Source organism: Lacrimispora xylanisolvens (assembly GCF_002934545.1).
GTDB lineage: Bacteria > Bacillota > Clostridia > Lachnospirales > Lachnospiraceae > Lacrimispora > Lacrimispora xylanisolvens.
Genome location: NZ_PTJA01000001.1, coordinates 277,642 through 301,525 on the forward strand (window position 1 = coordinate 277,642; position 23,884 = coordinate 301,525).

20 protein-coding genes and 1 riboswitch are annotated in these 23,884 nt (G+C 44.1%); of the genes, 19 read left to right on the forward strand and 1 reads right to left on the reverse strand.

Going from position 1 to position 23,884, the window contains the following annotated elements:
• Positions 1-11 precede the first annotated feature (11 nt).
• From BXY41_RS01385 to BXY41_RS01460, 16 genes are all read left to right on the forward strand, one after another.
• A complete protein-coding gene (locus tag BXY41_RS01385) occupies positions 12-1,256 on the forward strand; it encodes an AraC family transcriptional regulator (RefSeq protein ID WP_104433800.1) in 1,245 nt (414 codons plus the stop codon).
• A 21-nt stretch (positions 1,257-1,277) separates the two neighbouring features.
• Entirely contained in the window at positions 1,278-1,622 is a 345-nt protein-coding gene (locus BXY41_RS01390; protein ID WP_104433802.1) for a hypothetical protein, read from the forward strand.
• 23 nt (positions 1,623-1,645) lie between these two features.
• Positions 1,646-2,110, forward strand: a complete 465-nt coding sequence (locus BXY41_RS01395; RefSeq protein ID WP_104433804.1) for an arginine repressor — start codon at positions 1,646-1,648, stop codon at positions 2,108-2,110.
• A gap of 133 nt (positions 2,111-2,243) precedes the next feature.
• The gene (locus tag BXY41_RS01400) at positions 2,244-4,718 is read left to right on the forward strand and encodes a hypothetical protein (RefSeq protein WP_104434606.1); all 2,475 of its coding nucleotides are present in this window, start codon (positions 2,244-2,246) and stop codon (positions 4,716-4,718) included.
• A 107-nt stretch (positions 4,719-4,825) separates the two neighbouring features.
• Complete coding sequence (gene murA, locus BXY41_RS01405) at positions 4,826-6,118, forward strand: UDP-N-acetylglucosamine 1-carboxyvinyltransferase (protein WP_104433806.1); 1,293 nt, start codon at positions 4,826-4,828, stop codon at positions 6,116-6,118.
• Positions 6,119-6,168: 50 nt separating this feature from the next.
• Complete coding sequence (locus BXY41_RS01410; RefSeq protein WP_104434608.1) at positions 6,169-7,092, forward strand: nucleotidyltransferase family protein; 924 nt, start codon at positions 6,169-6,171, stop codon at positions 7,090-7,092.
• A 109-nt stretch (positions 7,093-7,201) separates the two neighbouring features.
• A riboswitch (SAM riboswitch) is annotated at positions 7,202-7,329 on the forward strand.
• A gap of 88 nt (positions 7,330-7,417) precedes the next feature.
• Positions 7,418-8,605, forward strand: a complete 1,188-nt coding sequence (metK, locus tag BXY41_RS01415; RefSeq protein ID WP_104433808.1) for a methionine adenosyltransferase — start codon at positions 7,418-7,420, stop codon at positions 8,603-8,605.
• Positions 8,606-8,857: 252 nt separating this feature from the next.
• On the forward strand, positions 8,858-10,240 hold the full coding sequence (locus tag BXY41_RS01420; protein WP_104433810.1) for a PTS mannitol transporter subunit IIBC: 1,383 nt from the start codon (positions 8,858-8,860) through the stop codon (positions 10,238-10,240).
• A 97-nt stretch (positions 10,241-10,337) separates the two neighbouring features.
• Complete coding sequence (locus tag BXY41_RS01425; protein ID WP_104433812.1) at positions 10,338-11,666, forward strand: PTS sugar transporter subunit IIBC family protein; 1,329 nt, start codon at positions 10,338-10,340, stop codon at positions 11,664-11,666.
• 1 nt (position 11,667) lies between these two features.
• Positions 11,668-13,773 carry a BglG family transcription antiterminator gene (locus tag BXY41_RS01430; protein ID WP_104433814.1) on the forward strand — a complete coding sequence of 702 codons (2,106 nt, stop codon included), beginning with the start codon at positions 11,668-11,670 and terminating at the stop codon, positions 13,771-13,773.
• Between the two features lie 161 nt (positions 13,774-13,934).
• Entirely contained in the window at positions 13,935-14,402 is a 468-nt protein-coding gene (locus tag BXY41_RS01435) for a PTS mannitol transporter subunit IIA (protein ID WP_104433816.1), read from the forward strand.
• Complete coding sequence (pfkB, locus tag BXY41_RS01440) at positions 14,403-15,332, forward strand: 1-phosphofructokinase (protein ID WP_104433818.1); 930 nt, start codon at positions 14,403-14,405, stop codon at positions 15,330-15,332.
• Between the two features lie 35 nt (positions 15,333-15,367).
• Positions 15,368-16,642: a zinc-binding dehydrogenase gene (locus BXY41_RS01445; protein ID WP_104433820.1), complete on the forward strand. Its 1,275-nt coding sequence runs from the start codon at positions 15,368-15,370 to the stop codon at positions 16,640-16,642.
• Between the two features lie 222 nt (positions 16,643-16,864).
• The gene (locus BXY41_RS01450; protein ID WP_104433822.1) at positions 16,865-18,361 is read left to right on the forward strand and encodes a sensor histidine kinase; all 1,497 of its coding nucleotides are present in this window, start codon (positions 16,865-16,867) and stop codon (positions 18,359-18,361) included.
• Positions 18,358-19,047 (forward strand): response regulator transcription factor, encoded by a 690-nt coding sequence (locus BXY41_RS01455; protein ID WP_097003163.1) that lies wholly within the window; start codon positions 18,358-18,360, stop codon positions 19,045-19,047. The genes BXY41_RS01450 and BXY41_RS01455 overlap by 4 nt, the downstream gene beginning before the upstream one ends.
• 2 nt (positions 19,048-19,049) lie before the next feature.
• Positions 19,050-19,808: a DUF6062 family protein gene (locus tag BXY41_RS01460; protein ID WP_104433824.1), complete on the forward strand. Its 759-nt coding sequence runs from the start codon at positions 19,050-19,052 to the stop codon at positions 19,806-19,808.
• A gap of 13 nt (positions 19,809-19,821) precedes the next feature.
• Here BXY41_RS01460 and BXY41_RS01465 read toward each other — a convergent pair whose 3' ends face one another.
• Positions 19,822-20,667 carry a helix-turn-helix domain-containing protein gene (locus tag BXY41_RS01465; protein ID WP_104433826.1) on the reverse strand — a complete coding sequence of 282 codons (846 nt, stop codon included), beginning with the start codon at positions 20,665-20,667 and terminating at the stop codon, positions 19,822-19,824.
• Between the two features lie 121 nt (positions 20,668-20,788).
• Between BXY41_RS01465 and BXY41_RS01470 the strand changes: the two genes are divergently transcribed.
• The 3 genes from BXY41_RS01470 to BXY41_RS01480 are packed head-to-tail and all read left to right on the forward strand — an operon-like array spanning position 20,789 to position 23,832.
• Positions 20,789-21,808 carry a Gfo/Idh/MocA family protein gene (locus BXY41_RS01470; RefSeq protein WP_104433828.1) on the forward strand — a complete coding sequence of 340 codons (1,020 nt, stop codon included), beginning with the start codon at positions 20,789-20,791 and terminating at the stop codon, positions 21,806-21,808.
• 3 nt (positions 21,809-21,811) lie between these two features.
• Positions 21,812-22,966, forward strand: a complete 1,155-nt coding sequence (locus tag BXY41_RS01475; protein WP_104433830.1) for a Gfo/Idh/MocA family protein — start codon at positions 21,812-21,814, stop codon at positions 22,964-22,966.
• 17 nt (positions 22,967-22,983) lie between these two features.
• Positions 22,984-23,832, forward strand: a complete 849-nt coding sequence (locus BXY41_RS01480; protein WP_104433832.1) for a sugar phosphate isomerase/epimerase family protein — start codon at positions 22,984-22,986, stop codon at positions 23,830-23,832.
• Positions 23,833-23,884: the final 52 nt, after the last annotated feature.

A 23,884-nucleotide genomic window follows, 5' to 3' on the forward strand; every position in this document is an offset into this window, starting at 1 on the left:
GATTTGATAAGATGAAGGAGTATATTGAACTGCAGACACAGTTCTGCTCAAAGACAGATATAAAAAAAATATGCACCTTTGATTACGAAATAATCGCGGAAAGAACTTTGCCGTTGTATCACAAAAGTCCGAGATTCATTTTGGTAAGAGAAGGGAAAGGCAGTATTGAAATAGACAGGGAGCGGTATGAACTAAAATCAGGGATACTGCTTTCCATACTGCCATGGGAGTGTACGCAGATCGTGGATGTGAAAGAAGTCTTGAGCTTCGAAATTGTTAAATATAATTATGATGTGGTGGCGGAAACGATAAAATCCTCTTCCTCCATGTCAGATCCGGTTTCTGCTTTAAAAAAACTGGAAGAGACCCCATATGCGTATCTTACGCAGGAAACGAAAGAAGAGGTGGAATATCTGTTTTTTAAGATCAGGGAAGAGGCAGGGGTTGAATCTGTATTGGATTTCAGGGAAAGAAGATCCTATGAGGAGATAAATATTATTATGCTGATTTCTTCTTTGATTATCGCATTTTGCCGTGTGATGGATAACCCGAATAAAAAGTTATGTATGAAAAACGGTTCAAAAGACAACCGGCTGCTGATCCTGCGTTATATCTACATGCATTTGGGAGAAAAAATCACACTGGAGAGAATCGCAAAACAATTTTATTTAAGCAGATCATCGGTCCGAATGTACATATTTGAGAAGACAGGACTTGCATTTCATGAACTGGTCAGTGAGATGCGGATTGTGAAGACAATCAATTATCTCTTGTATACGGATATGACTCTGGAAGAAATAGCGTCTGTTCTTGGATATGTGGATGCGGCGCATATATCCAAGGTATTTTCCTACCGTATGGAAAATAAGATCAGCGATTATCGGAGGACCTACCAAAGGGTTTTGAATATAACTAATATAGAAGAAAAAAAACTGGCTTACCAGCTGGTAGAATATATTTCCCAAAATTATCAGGATGAAATACAGGCCCTGGAAACGTCAGATAGATTCGGCATTTCCATAGAGGAGATGAACCGCCATTTATTGATGCAGGTAGAATGTAATTTTTCTGATTTTGTAAACCGGCTCCGGATTGACAAATCCTGTGAGATGCTTCTTGATACGGATAAATCTATTACTGATATTGCAATAGAGGTGGGCTATAGTACGGTTAAGACATTTCGCAGGAACTTTATCCAGCTCAGGCATGTCCTGCCCAATGAATTCCGGGCAGCCCAGGCCGTGGTTGTGAACTGATGGGAAAAAGAGAGGGAAAAAATGGAATACCAGAATGAAGAATATGTAACTTGTGATCATCTGATCAAAATGAAATTTAAGGTCGGAAAAATCGTAAAATGTACGGAAGTCAACCAGTCGAACCGGCTTTTATGCTTTCAGGTGGAGGTTGGGAATAAGACATGTCAGATCCTGTCCGGACTTAAGGGATATTATAAAACCGAAGAAGTTATTGGAAAAAAAGTGATGGTTCTGGAAAACGTGAAAACTACCAGGATGGCAGGATTAAAATCGGAAGGGATGCTTATGGTGGCAGAGGATCGGGAAGGGAAGCTGGCCCTTATGGTTCCTGACCGGGACATGGAAGCCGGAGTTGAGATTATTTAGGCGCGCAGACAAAGGGGAATGCCGTGAATGAATTAGAAAAAGAGAATGTAAAAAGCAGGCGCCAGAAGAAAATTCTTGAATTGATCAGGAGACAGCCCATCAAAACTCAGACAATGCTTAAGGAATACTTAGGCCCGGAGGGGATTCATGTGACCCAGGCGACTTTATCCAGGGATATCCGTGAGATGAATCTGATAAAAGGAGTAAATGGGGAAGGATATATTCAAAGCGGGATTATTTCCAAACATCAGATTTCCCACAGGCTTTTTGTACTGTTTTCCATGGCAGTCAGGGCAGTGGAGCAGTCAGGAAATGTAGTTGTCATCACCTGCGAGCCAGGTATGGCGGCCTCTGTCTGTTCGTTTATCGATGAATTGGGCTGGAACGAAATTGTAGGAACCATTGCCGGGAACAATACCATCTTTGTGATCACCAGGGAAGGGACTTCCTATCAGCTGGCGGAGCAGTTTAGGAATATCAGCAGCTAAGAAGGGATTTTTGTAAGATGCCAATCGACTTTTTTCCCATTTAACGAATGTTTAAGAAAGTTTTCATTGTAGTTTTGTTCATTATTGTTTACAATAAAGAAGATCAAAACTGGGAAAATAAAGGATGTTTTATATGAATCGTTTGGCTAAAAAGATAGGTATTTTATCTGTGGTATTCGTAATGGCTATCGCAGTTTATTTTATGTGGAATCAGAGAAATACAGAAAAAAATGATGTAATGGTATATACCTCCATGGATGAGGCAGCCCTTCCTGTTGTATACGCGGACATGTACGGGAAAAAGATGAATCTTCTGCATGGCTATGTTCAGGATATGGCACAGACTGTATCAAGAGAGGCACTTACCGTACTTCCCCAGGACCGGAATTTAAACCTTGGGATTGCAGATTATAACGGCACCATAACCGGGATACAGTATGAAGTGCGCAGTCTTGATTTAAGCCGCCTTGTGGAACGCACCAGCCTAAGCAAATGGGACCAGGAAGAAGGCGTCGTAAAGGCATCTCTTCCCATACAGAATCTTCTGACAAAAGACAAGGAATATATACTGGTTCTTACACTGGACACCTCGGATAACGGAACACTTTATTATTACACCCGGATCATGTGGACGGACAGTACCAATGCAAAGGATATGATTGATTTTGCTGTTGATTTCACAACGAAGACATTTAACTATGACCAGGCAAGGGATCTGACCACATATCTGGAGACCAGTAATACGGAAGATAACAGTTCTCTGGGTCATGTTTCCATACGGTCCAGTTTTTCCCAGCTCACCTGGGGAGGGATGTCTATGAAACCGGTTGGAGAAATCCGGACCACTCTGAAAGATTTGGATGGTGTGATGTGCAGTGTCAGTCTGGAGTACCAGGCTGAGAGGGCTGGTGAAGGAGTAGATTCAGAACTGTATGAGGTGGAAGATACCTACACAATGAAATGGGACAGCCGCCGCATTTATCTGATGGACTTTGAACGGAATACCAATCAGATATTCTCCGGACAGAAAGAACTGTTCTCTGGAAAACGGATCACACTTGGGATCACCAATGCAGATGAAGTTCAGACAAAGAAAAGTCCTGGCGGAAATTGTATTGCTTATGGAATCAATCGGGATTTATGGACCTACGATCAGAAACAGGGTCATGCAGTAAAGGTGTTTTCATTCCGGAGCGGAACCGACGATGGTCTTCGCAGTGGTTATAACCAGCATGACATCAAGGTTCTTTCCGTAAGTGACAACGGCGATGTGGATTTTCTAGTCTACGGATATATGAACCGGGGGATACATGAAGGGAGCATGGGTATTGCTCTCTACCGGTACAGCAGCGGCGAGAATGCCATAGGGGAGCGGTTCTTTACACCGGTCACCTCATCCTTTGAGATGCTGAAAGAAGAAGTGGGTCAGCTTTCCCATTTAGGGACCAACGGAATGCTCTATCTTATGGCCGGCAGGTCTGTTTATGGAATTGATTTAAACAGCAACGAATATATGGTGCTGGCAGATTCTGTTTCTGAGGGAGGCTATGCGGTCAGCAGTACAGAGCGTCATTTTGCATGGCAGGAAGGAAATGACGTTTTCGGTGCCAGTGTGATTCATCTGATGGACCTGGATACCGGAATTAAAAGAGAAATCAGCGGAGGAGAGGACAACCGTTTTCGTCCTTTGGGCTTCGTAGGTGATGATTTCATCTATGGAATTGCGAAAAACGGTGATATCTGGTCTCAGAACGGCAGGGTTCTTGATGCTCCCATGTACCGGATTGAGATTATGGATCAAGGCGGTTCGATTGTTAAGAAATATGAACAGGATCAGACTTATATTGCGGATGTGACGGTAGATGGAAGCCGGATTCACTTAACCCAGGTACTTAAAAACGACAGCCAGTCCTATTCGGTCTCCAGGCAGGATACCATTGTCTGCAACCAGGAGATTTCCAATGAAGAATTAAAGGGGATCGGCTGGTACGCTTCAGAGGACCGCAAAAAGATTTATTTTGTCCAGCTGGATCAGGAAGCATCCAGCCGGGATGTAACCATTGCAGTGCCAAAGAAGGTAGCCTATGAAACAACCGAGGTGGTTGAATTAAAGAGCCGCCCTAAGAGTCAGGATAACAGATATCTGGCCTATGCAGGAGGTCATTATCTGGGAAGCAGCAGAAGTTTTATTAAGGCGATGGAGCTTGCCTATGATAAGATGGGGATTGTGACTGATCAGAATCAGCAGATTTTGTGGAACCGTGTGAATCGGCCTCCTGTTAAAGCCATGAAAGACCCATTGAAGAAAGGCGCAGCTTTAATCCGGAATCTGTCAGGCTTTGAAGATGATGGATTAATGGATGGAGTCTTTATGATTGATGCCAGAGGTGCTACCTTAAATCAGATTCTTTATTTTATCGGCCAGGGGTGTCCGGTTGCAGCCTTCACAGGTCAGGGAGGGTATGTTCTTATCTCAGGCTATGACCAGTATAATGTCACACTATATAATCCGGAAACGAAGGATAGTCAGAAAATGGGCCTAAATGATGCCTCTGCTTACTTCTCTGGCCTTGGAAATGATTTTATCTGCGGAGTAATAATGGAATAAGAAAATGCGTTCTCTTTACAAATCCGTAAGATATGTTATAATCATGAAAGGCGAATGTTAAAAATTAAGAGAATTGTAATAGATAAAAGGATAGTCAGAGGTGTGAAATGGAGCAGTATATTATGAAAGGCGGTAATCCCCTGGTCGGAGAAGTGACCATTGGAGGAGCCAAGAATGCCGCTTTGGGAATTCTTGCAGCAGCTATCATGACAGATGAGGATGTGCTGATTGATAATCTGCCTGATGTAAGAGATATTAACGTATTACTGGAAGCAATCGAGGAAATCGGAGCCACAGTAGAGCGGATAGACAGACATACGGTCCGCATTAATGGACAGACAATCCGTGAAGTATCGGTTGATGATGAATATATCCGCAGAATCAGAGCTTCGTACTATTTTATCGGAGCCATGCTTGGTAAATACAAAAGTGCACAGGTTCCTCTTCCGGGAGGCTGTAACATTGGAAGCAGACCAATTGACCAGCATTTAAAGGGCTTTCGTGCTCTGGGTGCCGACGTAAAGATTGAACGGGGAGCAGTAATCGCTCACGCCATCGATCTGGTAGCCAGCCATATCTATCTTGATGTGGTAAGCGTTGGCGCAACCATCAACATTATGATGGCGGCAACTCTTGCAGAAGGACAGACCATTTTAGAGAACGTGGCGAAGGAACCTCACGTCGTTGACGTGGCTAACTTTTTAAACAGTATGGGCGCCAATATTAAGGGAGCCGGAACCGACACCATCCGAATAAAAGGAGTTTCCAGACTTCACGGGACAGAATATTCCATTATTCCTGATCAGATTGAGGCTGGTACATTTATGTGTGCAGCAGCAATTACCCGGGGAGATGTCATGGTGAAGAATGTAATTCCAAAGCACCTGGAAGCCATTTCGGCCAAGCTTCTGGAGATGGGTTGCGAAGTGGTGGAATTTGACGACGCAGTTCGTGTAGTAGGTAAAACCAATCAGAAGCATACTGATATAAAAACACTTCCCTATCCGGGATTCCCAACTGATATGCAGCCTCAGATGGCAGTAACACTTGCTCTGGCAGGCGGTACCAGTGTGGTAACTGAGAGTATATTTGAAAACCGCTTCCGCTATGTGGATGAGCTTTCCCGCATGGGTGCCAACGTAAAGGTGGAAGGTAACGTGGCTGTCATTGACGGCGTAACCGGCTTAACAGGAGCCTTTGTGAATGCACCTGATTTAAGGGCAGGGGCCGCATTGGTGATTGCCGGTCTTGCAGCAGACGGATATACGGTAGTAGATGAAATTGGTTATATACAAAGAGGTTATGAATGCTTTGAAGATAAGCTTCAGGGTCTGGGAGCCATGATTGAAAAAGTGGACTCAGAAAAAGAAGCTCAGAAATTTAAATTAAAAGTAGGATAGGCGGGGGCTTCCCCCGCCGTTTTGCTTGACAGGAGGATGGGGATATGGAAATGAAAAAGAAACCGGTGCTTGTTATTATGGCAGCGGGGATGGGCAGCCGGTACGGCGGATTAAAACAGATCGATCCGGTGGACGCCCATGGAAACAAGATTATTGATTTTTCTATTTACGATGCAGTGGAAGCAGGCTTTGAAAAGGTGGTTTTCATCATTAAGAAAGCCATTGAGAAAGAATTTAAAGAGCATATCGGTGACCGCATGGCAGCTCACGTAAAGGTGGAATATGTCTATCAGGAGCTTTTTAAACTGCCTGACGGATTTGAAGTGCCGGACGGACGGGTTAAACCCTGGGGAACGGGTCATGCCATCCTTTGCTGTGAGGAAGTGATTGATGGTCCATTCGCCGTGATCAATGCGGATGATTATTATGGAAAAAGTGCGTTTCAATCTGTTTTCAACTTCTTATCCCAGGTTCAGGACGGGAATAAATACCAGTTTTCCATGGTTGGCTATAAGCTTTACAACACACTGACAGAGAACGGCCATGTTGCCAGAGGTGTATGCACGGTTTCGGAACATGGACTGCTCACCGATATCTGTGAGAGGACCAGAATAGAAAAACATGGAGAGAAGGCGGAATTTACGGAAGATGATGGTGCAACCTGGACCGGTCTTTCAGAAGATACTCTTGTATCCATGAATTTATGGGGATTTACCAGTAGTATCTTAACGGAGCTGAAAGAACGATTCCCCGTCTTTTTAAACAAAGAGTTAAAAGAGAATCCTCTTAAATGCGAATACTTTCTTCCCTTTGTGGTAGATGAACTGCTAAAAGAAGAAAAAGCAGAGGTAACTGTATTAAAAAGTACAGACCGCTGGTATGGTGTCACTTATCAGGAAGATAAAAAGACGGTAGTGGACGCAATTGCAGGCTTTAAAGCCGCCGGTCTTTACCCCGAAAAGCTTTGGGACTGACCTGACAGAAAAAATACTGGACTATTGACATATGCCCGTTATTAGAGTAAAATGGAAAAGCAGATATTGTAACTGCTAAAATTGAATAACAAATGAAAAGTCGTAATATCCCTTATTCAGAGTGATGGAGATACAAAGGATCTGTGAAGTCACGGCAACCCCAGTCGGTTTTGTGGTTTATAACCATAAGAAACGCCCGGAAGGTGCCAACCTGAGCGAGAAATCGAGCAATAAGAGGATTTGATACAAATATGAATCAAGTCCGCGTTGCTGCGGACTTTTCTTTTTGTTATTCCCCCATGTAAGCAGAGGAGGAAATGACAACATGGAAAAATTATTATTTACATCAGAATCCGTTACTGAAGGACATCCGGATAAAATGTGTGATCAGATTTCAGATGCAATTCTTGATGAGATGTTAAGACAGGACCCCATGAGCAGGGTAGCCTGTGAGACCTGTACTACCACCGGTCTTGTTATGGTTATGGGTGAGATCACAACCCAGGCATACGTAGACATTCAGAAGGTAGTGCGTGAAACAGTAAGAGAAATTGGTTATGACCGTGCAAAGTATGGTTTTGACTGTGATACCTGCGGTGTGATTGTTGCTCTTGATGAGCAGTCCCAGGATATTGCGATGGGTGTAGACCGCGCCCTTGAAGCAAAAGAAAACAAGATGTCAGACAAAGAAATCGATGCCATCGGAGCCGGAGATCAGGGCATGATGTTTGGATACGCCAGCAACGAGACAGAAGAATATATGCCATATCCCATTGCACTGGCTCATAAGCTTGCACTTCAGCTGACAAAAGTTCGTAAGAACGGAACTTTAACGTATCTGCGTCCCGATGGAAAAACACAGGTGACGGTAGAATACGATGAGAACGGCAAACCTCTTCGCCTTGATGCGGTGGTATTATCTACCCAGCACGATGAAGATGTCAGCCAGGAACAGATCCACAAAGACATTAAAAAGTATGTATTTGATGAGATCCTTCCTGCTGAGCTGGTGGATGATCATACTAAATTTTTCATTAACCCGACCGGCCGTTTTGTAATTGGCGGACCTCATGGAGACAGCGGTCTTACCGGTCGTAAGATCATTGTAGATACCTATGGCGGTTATGCACGTCACGGCGGCGGAGCATTCTCTGGAAAGGACTGCACCAAGGTAGACCGTTCAGCCGCTTATGCAGCCCGTTATGTTGCAAAGAACATCGTAGCAGCAGGCCTTGCCGATAAGTGCGAGATTCAGCTGTCCTATGCCATTGGAGTTGCTCACCCTACCTCCATCATGGTTGATACCTTTGGAACCGGTAAACTAAGCAATGAAAAGCTGGTTGAGATTGTCCGGGTAAACTTTGACTTACGTCCGGCTGGAATTATTAAGATGCTGGATTTACGCCGTCCGATTTATAAGCAGACTGCTGCTTATGGTCATTTTGGAAGAAACGATTTAGATCTGCCATGGGAGAAGCTTGATAAGGTTTCCCTTTTAAAAGCATATTTATAATTATGATAGGAAAAAGATGCCGCGAGACAGCTGATTTACAGCTGAAAGCGGCATCTTTTTTTATGGATAAACAGAGACTGACTATGTTTTTTAATATTTGGCGCTAAAACTAGCGCCAAATCCCAGTTACTTCGTGTTGAAATTTAAACCTCACATTGATTATAATAGGGCTATGAAAAGGAATTGATTGGCCAATCATACCTTCCACGGGTCACACAGTAAATACTATATCATAAAGTGAGGGTATGCAAAATGAAAGAGAAGGTACAAGTATTTGGCCGCTTTTTAAGCGGTATGGTAATGCCGAACATCGGTGCATTTATTGCATGGGGACTGATTACGGCATTGTTTATTCCAACGGGATGGTATCCCAATGAAGCTATCGGAGCACTGGTTTCTCCTATGGCCAGCATGCTTCTGCCACTTTTGATCGGCTACACGGGTGGTACGATCGTTTATGGTCAGAGGGGCGGCGTGATCGGAGCAATCACAGCCATGGGAGTGATCGTTGGATCCAGTATCCCCATGTTTATGGGGGCAATGATTGTAGGTCCGGTCAGTGCCTGGATACTTAAACAGTTTGATCGGAAAATAGAGAAAAAGATCCCCGCCGGTTTCGAGATGTTGATTAATAACTTTTCCCTGGGCATCATCGGTGCTATCTTAACAGCTATCGCCTTAAAGGGAGTTGCACCTGTTGTAGAGGTTCTGAACCGGGTGATGGAAGCAGGAGTCGGGTTCTTTGTGGATCATAAACTGCTGCCTCTGGCAAGCGTCTTTATTGAACCTGCCAAGGTTCTGTTTTTAAACAATGCCGTCAACCATGGAATTCTTTCTCCTATGGGAATCCAGCAGGTAGAGGAAGTGGGGAAATCCATATTCTTTCTTCTGGAGGCAAACCCGGGACCGGGACTTGGAATTTTACTGGCATATTGCATCGCGGGTAAAGGATCTGCCAAGAGCTCAGCGCCCGGCGCAATCATCATTCACTTTTTAGGGGGAATCCATGAGATTTATTTCCCTTATATCCTGATGAATCCTCTTTTACTTCTGGCAGTTATAGCAGGTGGAGCCAGTGGAATTTTTGTCTTCCAGATCCTGGGCGTGGGATTAATCTCACCAGCATCTCCCGGAAGCATTCTGGCTGTTCTTGCAATGACACCTAAAGGCGGATACTTTGGTACGCTGGCAGGTGTTGCAGTAGCTGCCGCAGTTTCCTTCCTTGTGGCTCTTCCTCTGCTTCGGTTCACAGGAAAAGGCGGAGATTTAGAGGAATCGAAGGATAAAGTTAAGAAGATGAAACAGGAGTCCAAAGGAAATCAGACGGTAGAAATGAATGTATCATCTGGCAGCAGTATTAAAAAAATTGTATTTGCCTGTGATGCAGGTATGGGTTCCAGCGCAATGGGAGCTACTGTATTGAAAAAAAAGCTGGCAGCAGCAGGATTTGGAGATATTTCAGTGGTTCACTCGCCCGTATCCTCCATTCCTCAGGATGCCCAGATCGTGGTAACTCATAAGGAATTAAAGGAGCGTGCAGCTCACAGCAATCCCAATGCACAGCTGGTCCTGATAACAAATTTTATGGCGGCTCCGGAATATGACCAGCTGGTGGAATCATTAAAAGAAAATTAGATTAATTCATTGTGAAACTACTGCCTTTCATCTGATTGTAAACCATGTTATAATACTTACAAAAATATATAATGGGTTTAAAAGGGGAATTTCACAGATGAAATTAGCGGGGAAAGTACTGAAGTATTACAGCAGGGTGATTGCTGAATGCATACCTCTTTTTGTGACAGCAGGACTGCTGTCAGCCTTTTCGGCAGGCATATTCCAGAATGAGCACCTGTATGAAATGTCAAAAATTTTATCTTCTCTGGTGATTCCGGTATTTATGGGATATAAAGCAGGCACTGTGTGCGGCGGGGAGGTCGGCGGGTTAGCCGGCACCCTTGCCGCTTCTGTTGTTGTAATAGCAGAGCCTGCCTCTGCCATGGTTCTGTCTGTCATGGCAGGTAGTATGGCCGGGTTTCTATGCAGGAAGGGGTTAGACCGGATCAAAAATTGGATTCCTTCCGGCTTTGAGATGCTTTTTAGCAACTTATATTTAGCATCGTTAGGGCTTCTTGCCGGGGGCGCTGCCTATTTCTTTGTGATACCGGAGGCAGAATGGCTGTTGGGATTTTTAGGAAATGGTTTATCATTTATGATAGACAGGGGAATCATCCCCTTTATCAGCTTTATAGTAGAGCCGTTAAAAATTATTTTCTTTAATAACTGGATTAATCATGGCTTTTTTCTGCCGCTGGGGCTGGAACAGTTAAAAACCCAGGAGAGTTCCATTTTGTTTCTTTTGGAGACCAATCCCGGACCGGGATTTGGTATTCTTCTTGCTTATGCCCTGGTTCACCCCAATATGAGAAAAACAATGGTTTCCAGCCTTATTATACAATCTCTGGGAGGTATTCATGAGGTTTATTTCCCTTATATCCTGTCAGATATCCGGTTATTGGCAGGTGCCATAGCCGGAAGCATTGCGGGGAATTACTGTTTCATGATGACAGGCAGCGGACTTCTGGGACCGGCTTCCCCCGGAAGCATGATTACCATACTGATTATGGCAGATAAAAAGCATTGGCTGGGAATTGTTATGGGAATTTTTATTTCCGCTGCTGTGGCCTGCCTTGTATCCTGCCTGATTCTGCTGGGAAACAGGGGGAAATCATCTGCTGATACAGAAAAGGAACAAAAGGATGAAGTGATGCCAATGAGAATGGAACATGCAAAAATATATTTTGTCTGCGATGTAGGAATGGGATCCAGTGCCATGGCCAGTGCACTTTTTAAGAAGAGACTGAGACTGGAAGGCTTAACAGGGATAGAGGTATTCCATGTGTCCGCTGACCGGATTCCTGCTGATGCAGATGCGGTTGTCTGCCAGAAGGATTTTGCCCGCACTCTGCCGCAAATTCATATTCCGTGCTTCACGGTGGACAATTTAACAGATATGTCTGGTTATAAGGAACTCCTGAACTGGTTAATGGGAGGTGGATAAGATGGGAGGCAGTGATTTTACGCCCAGAATGCAGCAAATCGTTCTGGCATTGATTAAAGAACAGGGGCCTGTTCCTGTAAAGCAGCTTGCAGACCAGATCCGTATCAGCAAAAGAACCGTGCAACGGGAGCTGGAGTATATTCCCAGGGCGTTGAAGAAATACGGGCTGACTTTTTGCTCCAAAACCGGGACTGGTATCTGGCTGGAAGGAGACAGAACTCAGATCGAAGCCTTAAAGGCCGAGCTTGAAGCAGATGATGCCCTTGATGTTTCAGACCGGATTGAACGCCAGAAGCGTCTGATCCTGGAAATACTCAAAGATAAGACATTAAAGAAACTGTATTATTACAGTGATATATTTGGGGTAAGCGAAGCGACTGTCAGTTCGGATCTGGAAGCAGTGAAAGAGTGGTTTCACAGATATCATCTGGAAATTAAGAGAAAACCGGGATACGGTGTGTTTATTGAGGGCAGTGAACGGGATTTCCGCAGGGCTCTCCGGGTTTTTATCGATGAAAACATCCATACAGAGATGATACAGGGGATGTATGAAGACAGAAACCAGACCGTGTTAGATGTAATTCAAAATAAGAGTGAGAGAAACATTTACAGAATTCTGGACGATGATATTGTAAAGCGGGTGACTGCCTGTATCTTAAGGATAAGAGATAAGCGAATACTGAATCTGACCCAGGATTCCTATCTTGGTCTGGTGATCCATGTGGCAATTGCCGTAAACCGGATCCGCCGCCAGGAGATTATAGAAGAGAATCCCATGATGGCAGATTTTCTGCAGAAAGATCAGGATTATGATCTTGCAGAAACCATAACCAAATCCCTGGAAGAAGAATTCCGGATTCAGATTCCGGAAATTGAGTGTGCCTATATCTGCCTGCACATCAAAGGCTCTAAGATTCAGCAGCTGAATATTGATGAAAAGTCAAAAAGTGAAATAGAGGAATCCAGGGAGCTGTGGGAGGTGGTCAATGAAATGATTGACTGCTATAACGATGGCATGGCATATTTACTGAAGCAGGATGAGGAATTTGTAATCCAGGGACTGATTGCTCATTTAAAACCCACTCTGGTTCGCCTTGCCAATGGGATGAAGATCCAGAACCCTTTGCTGGAGCAGATCAAACGGGATTATCCTGCCATATTTGATCGGTGCAGAACCGTTGCCAGGGTAATTGAAGACCGATACGGATATGAGGTGCCGGAGCCGGAGATCGGGTTTCTTGCCGTACACTTTGGCGCGGCTGAGGTCCGTATGGAAAGCAGAAAGGAAAGCCGGAGAAAGGTGAATATCGGGATCGTCTGCGCCAGCGGAATCGGGATTTCCCGGCTTATGTCTTCCAGAATTGCCAGAGATTTTTCAGACAGGGTGGAGCTGTCTGTTTATGGCATGACGGACTTATCGCCCTATGTGTTAAACAAGACAGATTTCTTTGTATCCACGGTACCACTGAAAGAAGAAGCAGACATCCTGTATGTGAGTCCTCTCCTTTCCGTGGAAGAAATGGAACGGATTGCGGGGAAGGTGCGCCAATGCGAATATATGCCTAAAAAGCAGGATAACAAGGAGTTTACCATTCAGCTGGACCAGGTGAATTTTATGGCGGTCCAGATTAAAAATGTGATCAGGCTCATGGAATATCAGCGGGTAGACAATGGGATCACCTTTGAGGAGCTTCTCATCGCTGTCAGTGAAAAGCTGGCTTCTTATCCGGAACGTCAGTCCATGATACAGGAGGATTTAATGAGGAGAGAACGGCTTAGCAGCCAGATTTTCCCTGATTTAAACTTCGCCCTGCTTCATGCCAGGACGGAAGGAGTGGTAAAGCCGGTATTTTCAGTCTGCCAGACAAAAGATGGAACCTCATTTTCTGATCCATATTTTAAAGGAGTATGTGTTGTGCTGGTCATGCTGGTTCCAAAGGATGACCACACAGCAGAAAACAGTGAAATCCTTGGGGTGTTAAGCGAGCGGCTGATTGAGGAAGAGGCGTTTTTAGAAGCTGTCAGGCATGGAGGAAAAGAGGAAATAAGAGCATTTGTTTCCCAATATCTGAATCAATATTTCAGACATTATCTGGATAAAATCTAAGGAATCAAAACAGGAAAGCCGGGTCCGTAAAGGACCTGGTTTTTTTGTGCTTTTTAATTTTGGCATTATCTGATGGCGCCAAATGCCATTTTGTTTTCGTTGAAAAACATAAGACAGGAACCCTATAATTTAATAGAACACCAGCGAAGGAGGGGAACAGCGTGTTTGGATACGGGAAAAAAAATGAAGAAAAGAATACAGAACTTTTGGAACTTGGGAATATCCGCCTGAATTGCAGATCCGGAGAAAAAGATACAGTCATAAGAGAAGTGGGGAGAATGCTTTGGGAAAGTGGCTGTGTGGATGAATCCTATATAGATGCAATGCTTCAGCGGGAACTGACCTTCCCAACTAATATCGGCAATGGAATTGCACTTCCTCACGGTGTGGAGGAAGCCAAAAAAAACATCAGACGTTCCGGTATTGCAGTCATGGTATTTCCTGATGGAACAGACTGGGGAGGAGAGATGGTAAAACTGGTTATAGGGATTGCGGGAGCAGGAGAGGAGCATCTGGAAATACTTTCTGTCATTGCACAGTGTCTTGCTGATCCGGACGATGTGGACCGGATCACCAGATGCAGTGCCAAGGAAATCTATACCATGTTTACCGGAAAGGGGTGTTCTTAAATGATCGTTACAGTAACCATGAATCCAGCCATTGATAAAACAGTGGATATTGGAAAATTTGAACGGGGAGATTTAAACAGAATAAAGCGGGTGGAAATTGATGCCGGTGGAAAAGGCATTAACGTTTCCAAAACAATCAGAGAATTAGGAGGGGAGAGTATTGCCACAGGTTTTGTGGGAGGAACCAGCGGCACCATCATCAAACAGGTTCTGACTGACCTGGGGCTCAGGACCGATTTCGTGGAAGTAAAAGGGGAGACGAGAACGAATTTAAAGGTGGTGGAGGAAACCGGTGAGGTGACAGAACTGAATGAGCCTGGACCGGAAGTATCAAAGGAACAGCTTAACGATCTTCTTAAGAGGCTGGAAGGTTATGCAAATCCGGATACCCTGTTTGTACTGGCAGGAAGCATCCCGGCGGGGATACCAACGGATATATACAGAAAAATTACGGAACAGGTTCACCAAAAAGGGGCAATGGTTTTGCTGGATGCAGACGGCGTGCTGTTTTCAGAATCCTTAAAAGGAAAACCGGATATGTTAAAACCCAACCGCTCAGAACTGGAACGGTATTATCAGATGGATTACAGGGCTTCCGAACAGGAACTGGTTTCCATGGGCGGGAAACTTCTTGATCAGGGAGTCTCCATGGCAGCAATCTCTCTTGGGCAAATGGGTGCCATTTTTTTAACAAAGGATAAACGGTACCGTTGTCCCGGGCTTCGGGTGAAAGCCCATTCCACTGTAGGCGCCGGGGATGCTCTGGTTGCAGCCATGGCATACAGCTGGGATGAAAAGCTTCCCCTTGAAACCTGTATTCGCTTATGTATGGGGGCTTCAGCAGGTGCGGTCACCAGCATAGGAACCAAGCCGCCTAAACGCAGCCTGGTGGATGAACTGGTGGAGCGGGTAGAACTGTTGGAGATTTAATACTAAAATTCATGAATAGGCTGGAGGCTGGAAATATGAAAACAAAAGCGGTAAGAATGTACGGTGCAGATGACTTAAGACTGGAGGAGTTTGAACTTCCTCCCATTAAGGAAGATGAGATTCTTGTAAAAATCGTAAGCGACAGTATCTGTATGTCCACCTACAAGCTGGTAAAGCAGGGGAAAAAGCATAAAAGAGCACCTCAGAACATGGATACCAATCCAGTCATTGTGGGTCATGAGTGTGCGGGACTGATTGTGGAAGTTGGGAACAAGTGGAAGGACCAGTTTCGGCCGGGACAGAAATTTTCTCTTCAGCCAGCATTAAATTACAAGGGAAAGCTGGATTCACCGGGATATTCCTATGAATTCTGCGGAGGGGCCTGTACTTACTGTATTATGCCTAACGAGGTTATGGAACTGGGATGTCTTCTTGATTATAACGGTGAGAGCTTTTTTGAAGCATCACTGGGAGAGCCAATGAGCTGTATCATTGGTGGATTTCATGCCAATTATCATACCAACAAAAGGAATTACGATCATGCAATGGGAACGAAAGCAGATGGTAACATCCTGATTATGGGAGGCTGTGGTCCCATGGGACTGGGAGCAGTCAGTTATGGTCTGCAGTTTGAAAATAAGCCAAAAAGAATTGTGGTAACGGATATCAGTGATGAGCGGATTGCCCGGGCAAAGGAAGTTATTACAGAAGAGTCTGCTTTGGAGAGAGGGATTGAGCTTCGCTATGTGAATACAGCTGTCATGGCTGATCCTGTTTCGGAACTTATGGCATTTACGGAGGGGCATGGTTATGATGATGTATTTGTGTATGTACCTGTGAAAGAGGTAGCACAGATGGGGGATAAACTCCTGGCATTTGACGGCTGTATGAACTTCTTTGCCGGACCCTCTGACAGCCAGTTTAAGGCGGAAATCAATCTTTACAACTGCCATTATACAAGTACACATATTATGGGAACGACTGGCGGTAATACAGATGATCTGGTAGAAGCCAATCAGCTGTCGGCCGATGGAGCCATTGAAGCGGCTGTTATGGTGACCCATGTAGGAGGAATTGACAGCATTGCAGAGGCGACAAAGAATCTGCCATCCATTCCCGGAGGGAAAAAACTTACCTATACCCAATTTGATCTGCCTTTAACAGCCATTGACGATTTTGAAGAACTGGGAAAGACTAATCCGCTATTTAAAAAGCTCAGTGAATCCTGCAGTGCCCATAAGGGACTATGGAACCGGGAGGCTGAAAAAATTCTTTTTGATCATTTTGGTATTAATCCAAATGAATTATAAATAAATACGAAGCAGGGATCGTTGGTCCATAAGTGACATTTAAACTTATGGGTCAACGGTCCTTTCTAATTTATGAATAAAAACGGTAATATCATCTATTTTACATAATGACTTAAATTTTAGAATTGTTTTATAAATTTTGAGAGCTATGTGTGTTATAATACCTTTACGTAATATTAAATTTTTGTTATAAATCAAAGATAACGTGGGAGAGACGAAAAGGTGAAACTAAAATTAAGAACACGCCTGGTCGTAGCGTTTATAATCATAACGGTCGTTCCTCTGACCATGATTTTTGCAGTGGTGGCAGGTCTTGGAAGTTATCAGATGAAAGCATTCCGCAAAGCCTATAACTTAACGGAGCATGTAGATCTGTTATCCGGCAATTCCCTGCAGATATTTAACCGTTTAACCAGAGAAACCCAAAAAGAGATCAGCCGGATATTACAAAGTGACCCTGACCAGTTTAATGATCAGGATTTTTTGCAGAAGCTTAATGATAATCTGGCATCCAAATACGCCTATATGATTGTGCGGAAAGGGAATAATCTGATTTATGACGGTAACAGCCATATCACTCAGGGAATTTTCGACCAGCTGCCCAAGTATGAGGAGATAGACAGCACTCTTGATGGTGCGATTTATCTGGATGGGGAGACACAGCATCTGGTGAAGCAGATGGACTTCCTGTATTCAGACCAGGAGACGGGAAGTGTTTTCATCGTATCCAACGTAGACGGTCTTCTGCCTGAAATTAAGGTTATGATGGCAGAGATGCTGTTTGCAGCCATTATGATTATATTATTTACGGATGCGATTTTAATGATGTGGGTATACCGGTCAGTCGTAAGTCCTCTGGGACGGCTGCAGGTAGCCACGAAAAAGATCAAGGATGGGAATCTGGATTTTAATCTGGAAGTAGAGAATGATGACGAGATCGGTCAGCTCTGCCAGGATTTTGAAGAGATGAGAATCCGGTTAAAGGAATCAGCAGAGGAAAAGGTTCAGTACGACAAGGAGAATAAGGAACTGATCAGTAACATTTCCCATGATTTAAAGACGCCCATTACCGCCATTAAAGGATATGTGGAGGGAATTATGGATGGGGTTGCCTCATCCCCTGAGAAGTTAGACCGTTATATCCGGACAATCTATAACAAAGCCAACGATATGGATAAGCTGATTGATGAGCTGACCTTTTATTCCAAGATCGATACCAATAAGATTCCTTATACGTTTTCCAAAATCAATGTGTCCAATTATTTTGGTGACTGCATCGATGAGGTAGGTCTGGAGATGGAGGCAAGAAGCATTGAGCTTGGTTATTTTAATTATGTAGATGAAGATGTGATTATTATAGCGGATGCAGAACAGATGCGAAGAGTCATTAACAACATCGTCAGCAATTCAGTAAAGTATATGGATAAGAAAAACGGCATCATTAATATCAGGATCAAGGATGTAGGTGATTTTATCCAGGTTGAGATTGAAGACAACGGAAAAGGAATTCCGGCGAAGGACTTACCAAGTATTTTTGACCGCTTCTACCGGACTGATTCTTCGCGAAATTCTTCCCAGGGCGGAAGCGGAATCGGTTTATCCATTGTCAAGAAGATCATTGAGGATCACGGAGGCAGAATCTGGGCCACCAGCAAAGAAGGAATTGGAACTGAGATACATTTTGTTTTAAGAAAATACCAGGAGGTCATGCAGGAATGAGCAGAATATTGATAGTGGAAGATGAAGAGAGCATCGCAGAGCTGGAGAAAGATTATCTTGAGTTAAGCGGTTTTGAAGTTGAGATTGAAAATGACGGAGAAGAAGGGCTTAAGCTGGCGCTCCATGAGGATTTTGATTTACTCATACTGGATCTCATGCTTCCTGGAGTGGATGGATTTGAGATTTGCAGGAAGGTTCGTGAAGTGAAAAACACTCCCATTATTATGGTTTCTGCTAAAAAAGAGGACATCGATAAAATCAGGGGACTTGGACTGGGTGCTGATGATTATATTACGAAACCCTTTTCTCCCAGCGAGATGGTTGCCCGCGTGAAGGCTCATCTTGCCCGTTATGAGCGGTTGATTGGCAGCGGTATGCCGGATAATGAGATGATCGAGATCCGCGGACTTAAGATCGATAAGACGGCAAGACGCGTATGGGTAAATGGGGAAGAGAAGAACTTTACTACCAAAGAATTCGATCTGCTTACATTCCTGGCTCAGAACCCCAACCATGTTTATACGAAAGAAGAGCTGTTCAATAAGATCTGGGATATGGAATCCATCGGAGATATCGCCACAGTAACGGTGCATATTAAAAAGATCAGGGAAAAAATTGAATTCAACACGGCGAAACCTCAGTATATTGAGACAATCTGGGGCGTAGGTTACCGCTTTAAGGTGTGATGATGAAGGAAAAACTATACGAGATTCCCCTAAATGATGCCATGGATGCGGATGAAGAATGTCCCTTTTGCTATTTAGAGCGCAAAGGGGAAGAAGAGCTGATGGACTTCGTACTGGGATCCTGTGCCTCCTATATGGAGAGTGATACCAGAGAGAAAACCGACTGCGCAGGCTTTTGCCGGACTCACCAGAAGCGGATGTTTGATTACGGCAATGCCCTGGGCAATGGCTGGATATTAAAAACCTATTACAAGAAGATGATATCAGAAATGCAGGAAGAATTTAAGAATTTTTCCCCCGGTAAAAAGTCCCTGAAGGACCGGATCACCGGCAGAAAGACAGAGGAGAATTCCATATGCAGCTGGATTGAGGGCAAAGAGAAGACCTGCTATATCTGCGACAGGTCTTCGGCGGTTTATGAACGCTACATTGCTACGTTTTATCATCTGTATAAAAAAGATGCTTCCTTCACTGAAAAGATGAAAAATAGCAAAGGTTTTTGCCTTCATCACTTTGGAGACCTGTTAAGAGAGTCAGACCGGTATTTAAATGACGAAGAACGGACCCGGCTGTATTCTGTAATTTTTCCGCTGACGCTTAAGAATATGGAACGGGTTTCCGGTGACATAGACTGGTTTATTGAAAAGTATGATTATTTAAACAGAGATGCGGACTGGAAGCAGTCAAAGGATGCCGTCCAGCGCGGTATGCAGAAGATCAGGGGAGGATACCCTGCTGATCCTCCCTATAAGCAGAAATAGTCTGTTTTGGTGTCTACGGATTAAGCCGTTTAAATTGCCCCGGTGTACAGCCGGTTGTCTGCCGGAACGTGCGGATAAAGTTGGAGTAATCCACAAAACCTGACAGATGGCAGGCTTCTGAAACCGTATGACCTTTTAAGAGCAGTTCTTTTGCAAGAGCTACCCGCTTAACCACAATATACTGGAAGATGCTGCTCTCTGTCTCTGATTTAAATAAGTGGCTTAAATAATATTTATCCAGGGACAGGGCAAGGGAGATAGAGTCCAGTGTAAGGGGTTCGGTCAGATTGTCATCAATATAATTCATGATTGCCTGTGCCCGATGAGGTCTTGGCGCTGTTTTTACAGAGCCGGTATTCTGCCAGGCCTGATTAATCAGTATGAGAATTTGAATAATGGTTGTTAACGCTGTTAAATCGCTGCCGTACGGGCGGCGATTTTTTATTGCCTTCTCCAGATTTTTTGCCATGGAAATGAGAAGTTCATGATCGGTCTGGGACAGCAATACCAGATTGTTTTTTCCGGGATCTCTGTGAAAGCAGTCTAAGAGATTGGTTGATGGGGTACAATAAGGCCGGATGTAAGATGGATTAACGTGAATCACCAGTCTGGTAAAGGGTTCATTGGAGGTATTGATTGCTTTATGAATCTCCCGGTTGGAAAACAGAATCAGGCTGCCGGGACTCATGTCATAGCATGCATTTTCAACAAAATACTGGATATGGCCGTCTACCAGTAGATAAATTTCATGGCTGTTATGCATGTGAAAATCCACATTACCAGCCATATTGCTGGTGGTGAAATCACAGCTGATGGGATCGGAAAATTCACTGTAATGATAGGGGCTTTCCTTTTTCATGGGCACCTCCTTAAATAGACAATCTACGCATGTTTATAGTCAATCTGCGCAAACAAATTGCGTTAAAATAATTATATAATAGAAATACAGAAGAAACAAGGAAAAGAAAAGGGGAATGATTATGGTTCGGGTTGGAGTGATTGGATGCGGAAATATCGGAAAAGTCCATTCCATGATCTTGAAGGAATTAAAAGAAGTCAGACTCTGTGCCATGGCTGATATTCGTATAGACAGGGCAGAGGAATTCTGTCGCCAATATACGGAAGGAAAAGGCCATGCATATGAATCCTTAGAAGAGATGCTTGAGCAAGAAGAACTGGATGGAATTCATATTTGTACGCCTCATTTTTGTCATGTTCCAATGGCAGAAAGGGCCTTAAAGAAGGGCCTTCACGTATTTATGGAGAAGCCGCCGGCCATTAGCAGGCAGCAATTTGAACAGTTAGAGAAGGCATCTTCAGAAAGTGGCGCAAGACTTGGAATCTGTTTTCAGAACCGGTATAACGAGACAACGAAAAAAGCCACCGAGCTGATTGAGGAAGGTAAAATCGGAGCCCTGCGGGGAGGAAGAGCGTTTGTTACCTGGAACAGGAATGCACCTTATTACACCGAAAGCGGATGGAGAGGAAAGCTGGAGACAGAAGGCGGCGGAGCCCTTATGAATCAGTCCATACATGCTCTTGATCTGCTGCTCCGCTGGCTTGGCAAGCCGATCAAAACAGAAGCTTCCATGAGCAATCATCACTTAAAGGGTATTGTAGAGGTGGAGGATACCCTGGAAGCCTATATGGAGTTTACCCAGGGGAAAGATCCTGTAAGAGCCAGTTTCTACGCCACCACTGCGTACGTCAGTGACGCACCTGTTCTCATTGAGATTGCGGGGGAAAGAGGATTTATCCGGGTGGAAGGAGATACAGTCACTTATCAGGAGGCAGGAGAGATGGAACCTGTTATCTGGCGTTCGAAACAAAGCCTTGTACCGGGAAAATCTTATTGGGGCAGTGGTCATGAAGCCTGCATTCACGATTTTTATGACTGCGTCAGCACAGGAAAAGCTTATAGGAATGATCTTAAGTCGGTTCGGCTTACGTTTAATACAATGATGGATATCTATGAATCTGCAGGAAGTGAGGAGAAATAAATCATGGAAAAAGTGAGACTGGGAATTATCGGAATTGGTAATATGGGTACCAACCATTTAAAAAGTATTCAGGAAGGGAAGGTTCCGGAGATTGAAGTGACAGCAGTGGCTGACAGGGAGGATGGACGGATTGCCTGGGCGAAAGAATATATGCCTGCTGAGACCCTGTTTTTTAAAGAAGGATCGGATTTAATTGATGCAGGAGTGTGTGATGCTGTATTAATTGCTGTACCTCATTATCAGCATCCGGAGCTTACAATCTATGCTATGGAGCACGGCCACCATGTTCTGTGTGAGAAGCCTGCAGGTGTTTACACAGCTCAGGTCAGAGAGATGAATGAAGCAGCGCAAAAATCTGACCGGGTATTTGCCATGATGTTCAATCAAAGAACCAACTGCATTTACAGAAAGCTGCATGAGCTGGTAACTGGCGGAGAGTTAGGAGCAATCAAACGGGTGAACTGGATTGTAACCGACTGGTACAGAACCCAGTCCTATTATGATTCCGGCAGCTGGAGAGCAACCTGGGACGGAGAAGGCGGAGGCGTACTGCTAAATCAATGTCCTCATAATATGGACCTGCTTCAATGGATTTGCGGAATGCCGGATAAGGTACGTGCCTTCTGCCACAACGGAAAATGGCATGATATTGAGGTGGAGGATGATGTGACAGCCTATCTGGAATATCCAAACGGGGCAACAGGAGTCTTTGTAACCACAACAGCAGATGCACCCGGTACAAACCGGTTCGAGATCACCCTGGAGATGGGGAAAGTGGTTTGTGAAAATGACCGCCTTATGCTTCATAAACTGGCGGAAAATGAGCGAACCTTCTGTAAAACCGCAAAAGGCGGATTTGATACACCAGAATGTACCGTCACAGAGGTGGAGACAGACGGTGTCAACGAGCAGCATGTGGGAGTATTAAAGGCATTTGCAGGGAAGATTTTAAGAGGAACACCTTTGGTGGCAGAAGGAGTGGAAGGAATCAATGGACTGACCTTATCAAACGCCATGCATTTATCCAGCTGGCTGAATCAGGAAGTTGAAATTCCATTTGATGAAAATCTGTTTTTAGAGGAATTAAATAAACGACGTGCTGCTTCCAGAAAAAAAGAGGGAACTGGCGTGGTATTTGATACAGAAGGAAGTTATTAAGAAAAGGAGAGAGCATAATGTGGGACAAAATAAAACTATCCGGATTTGCAGATGAGATTGATATGGATTTAGACGTTCAGATGAACGTGCTTAAAAAACTGGGAATGTCTTATGTAGAGATGCGCGGAGTAGATGGGAAAGGTCTGGTGGAGCATACAACAGAAGAGGCAAAAGAGATTAAAAGACGCCTTGACAGCAATGGAATCAAATTATCATCCGTAGGTTCTCCCATTGGTAAAATTAAAATTGCAGATGAGTTTGCTCCTCATATGGAGTTATTTAGGCATACAGTGGAACTGGCACATGTAATGGAAACTCCCAATATCCGTATGTTCAGCTTTTTTATGCCGGAAAATTCCAGCTATGAGCCTTATAAAAACAAGGTGATGGATCAGCTGGGTCAGTTTGTGGATTATGCCAAAGCAAATGAAGTGATTCTTCTTCATGAAAATGAGAAGGATATTTATGGCGATATGGCAGACCGATGCCTGGAAATTATGAAAGAATTTTATGGGGATCATTTTAAGGCAGTATTTGATTTTGCCAACTTTGTACAGTGCAAACAGGATACCATGGAAGCTTATGAGATGTTAAAACCCTACATTTCCTACATTCATATAAAGGATGCGCTCTGGGCGGATGCAAGCGTGGTTCCTGCAGGAATGGGAGACGGAAATGTGGAAAAGATACTTGGAAACTTGAAAGAAAGTGGATATCAGGGCTTTTTATCCCTGGAACCCCATCTCAGTGATTTTGCCGGCTTCTCCGCACTGGAACAGCATGGGGAGCAAAAGAAGAAGATGAGCGGGGAAGAGGCGTTCACCATGGCACATGATGCTTTGATAAAAATACTGGAAAGGATTTAATCAGATACTTTAGCATCATGCTGGAGGAAAATTTCTTATACCTTTGAGCCCG

Bases quoted from the DNA above. Each gene is read 5' to 3' on its own strand.
- BXY41_RS01385 (WP_104433800.1), top strand. From the start codon at position 12: ATGAAGGAGTATATTGAACTGCAGACACAGTTCTGCTCAAAGACAGAT.
- BXY41_RS01390 (WP_104433802.1), top strand. From the start codon at position 1,278: ATGGAATACCAGAATGAAGAATATGTAACTTGTGATCATCTGATCAAA.
- BXY41_RS01400 (WP_104434606.1), top strand. From the start codon at position 2,244: ATGAATCGTTTGGCTAAAAAGATAGGTATTTTATCTGTGGTATTCGTA.
- murA (WP_104433806.1), top strand. From the start codon at position 4,826: ATGGAGCAGTATATTATGAAAGGCGGTAATCCCCTGGTCGGAGAAGTG.
- BXY41_RS01410 (WP_104434608.1), top strand. From the start codon at position 6,169: ATGAAAAAGAAACCGGTGCTTGTTATTATGGCAGCGGGGATGGGCAGC.
- metK (WP_104433808.1), top strand. From the start codon at position 7,418: ATGGAAAAATTATTATTTACATCAGAATCCGTTACTGAAGGACATCCG.
- BXY41_RS01420 (WP_104433810.1), top strand. From the start codon at position 8,858: ATGAAAGAGAAGGTACAAGTATTTGGCCGCTTTTTAAGCGGTATGGTA.
- BXY41_RS01425 (WP_104433812.1), top strand. From the start codon at position 10,338: ATGAAATTAGCGGGGAAAGTACTGAAGTATTACAGCAGGGTGATTGCT.
- BXY41_RS01430 (WP_104433814.1), top strand. From the start codon at position 11,668: ATGGGAGGCAGTGATTTTACGCCCAGAATGCAGCAAATCGTTCTGGCA.
- pfkB (WP_104433818.1), top strand. From the start codon at position 14,403: ATGATCGTTACAGTAACCATGAATCCAGCCATTGATAAAACAGTGGAT.
- BXY41_RS01445 (WP_104433820.1), top strand. From the start codon at position 15,368: ATGAAAACAAAAGCGGTAAGAATGTACGGTGCAGATGACTTAAGACTG.
- BXY41_RS01455 (WP_097003163.1), top strand. From the start codon at position 18,358: ATGAGCAGAATATTGATAGTGGAAGATGAAGAGAGCATCGCAGAGCTG.
- BXY41_RS01460 (WP_104433824.1), top strand. From the start codon at position 19,050: ATGAAGGAAAAACTATACGAGATTCCCCTAAATGATGCCATGGATGCG.
- BXY41_RS01465 (WP_104433826.1), bottom strand. From the start codon at position 20,667: ATGAAAAAGGAAAGCCCCTATCATTACAGTGAATTTTCCGATCCCATC.
- BXY41_RS01470 (WP_104433828.1), top strand. From the start codon at position 20,789: ATGGTTCGGGTTGGAGTGATTGGATGCGGAAATATCGGAAAAGTCCAT.
- BXY41_RS01475 (WP_104433830.1), top strand. From the start codon at position 21,812: ATGGAAAAAGTGAGACTGGGAATTATCGGAATTGGTAATATGGGTACC.
- BXY41_RS01480 (WP_104433832.1), top strand. From the start codon at position 22,984: ATGTGGGACAAAATAAAACTATCCGGATTTGCAGATGAGATTGATATG.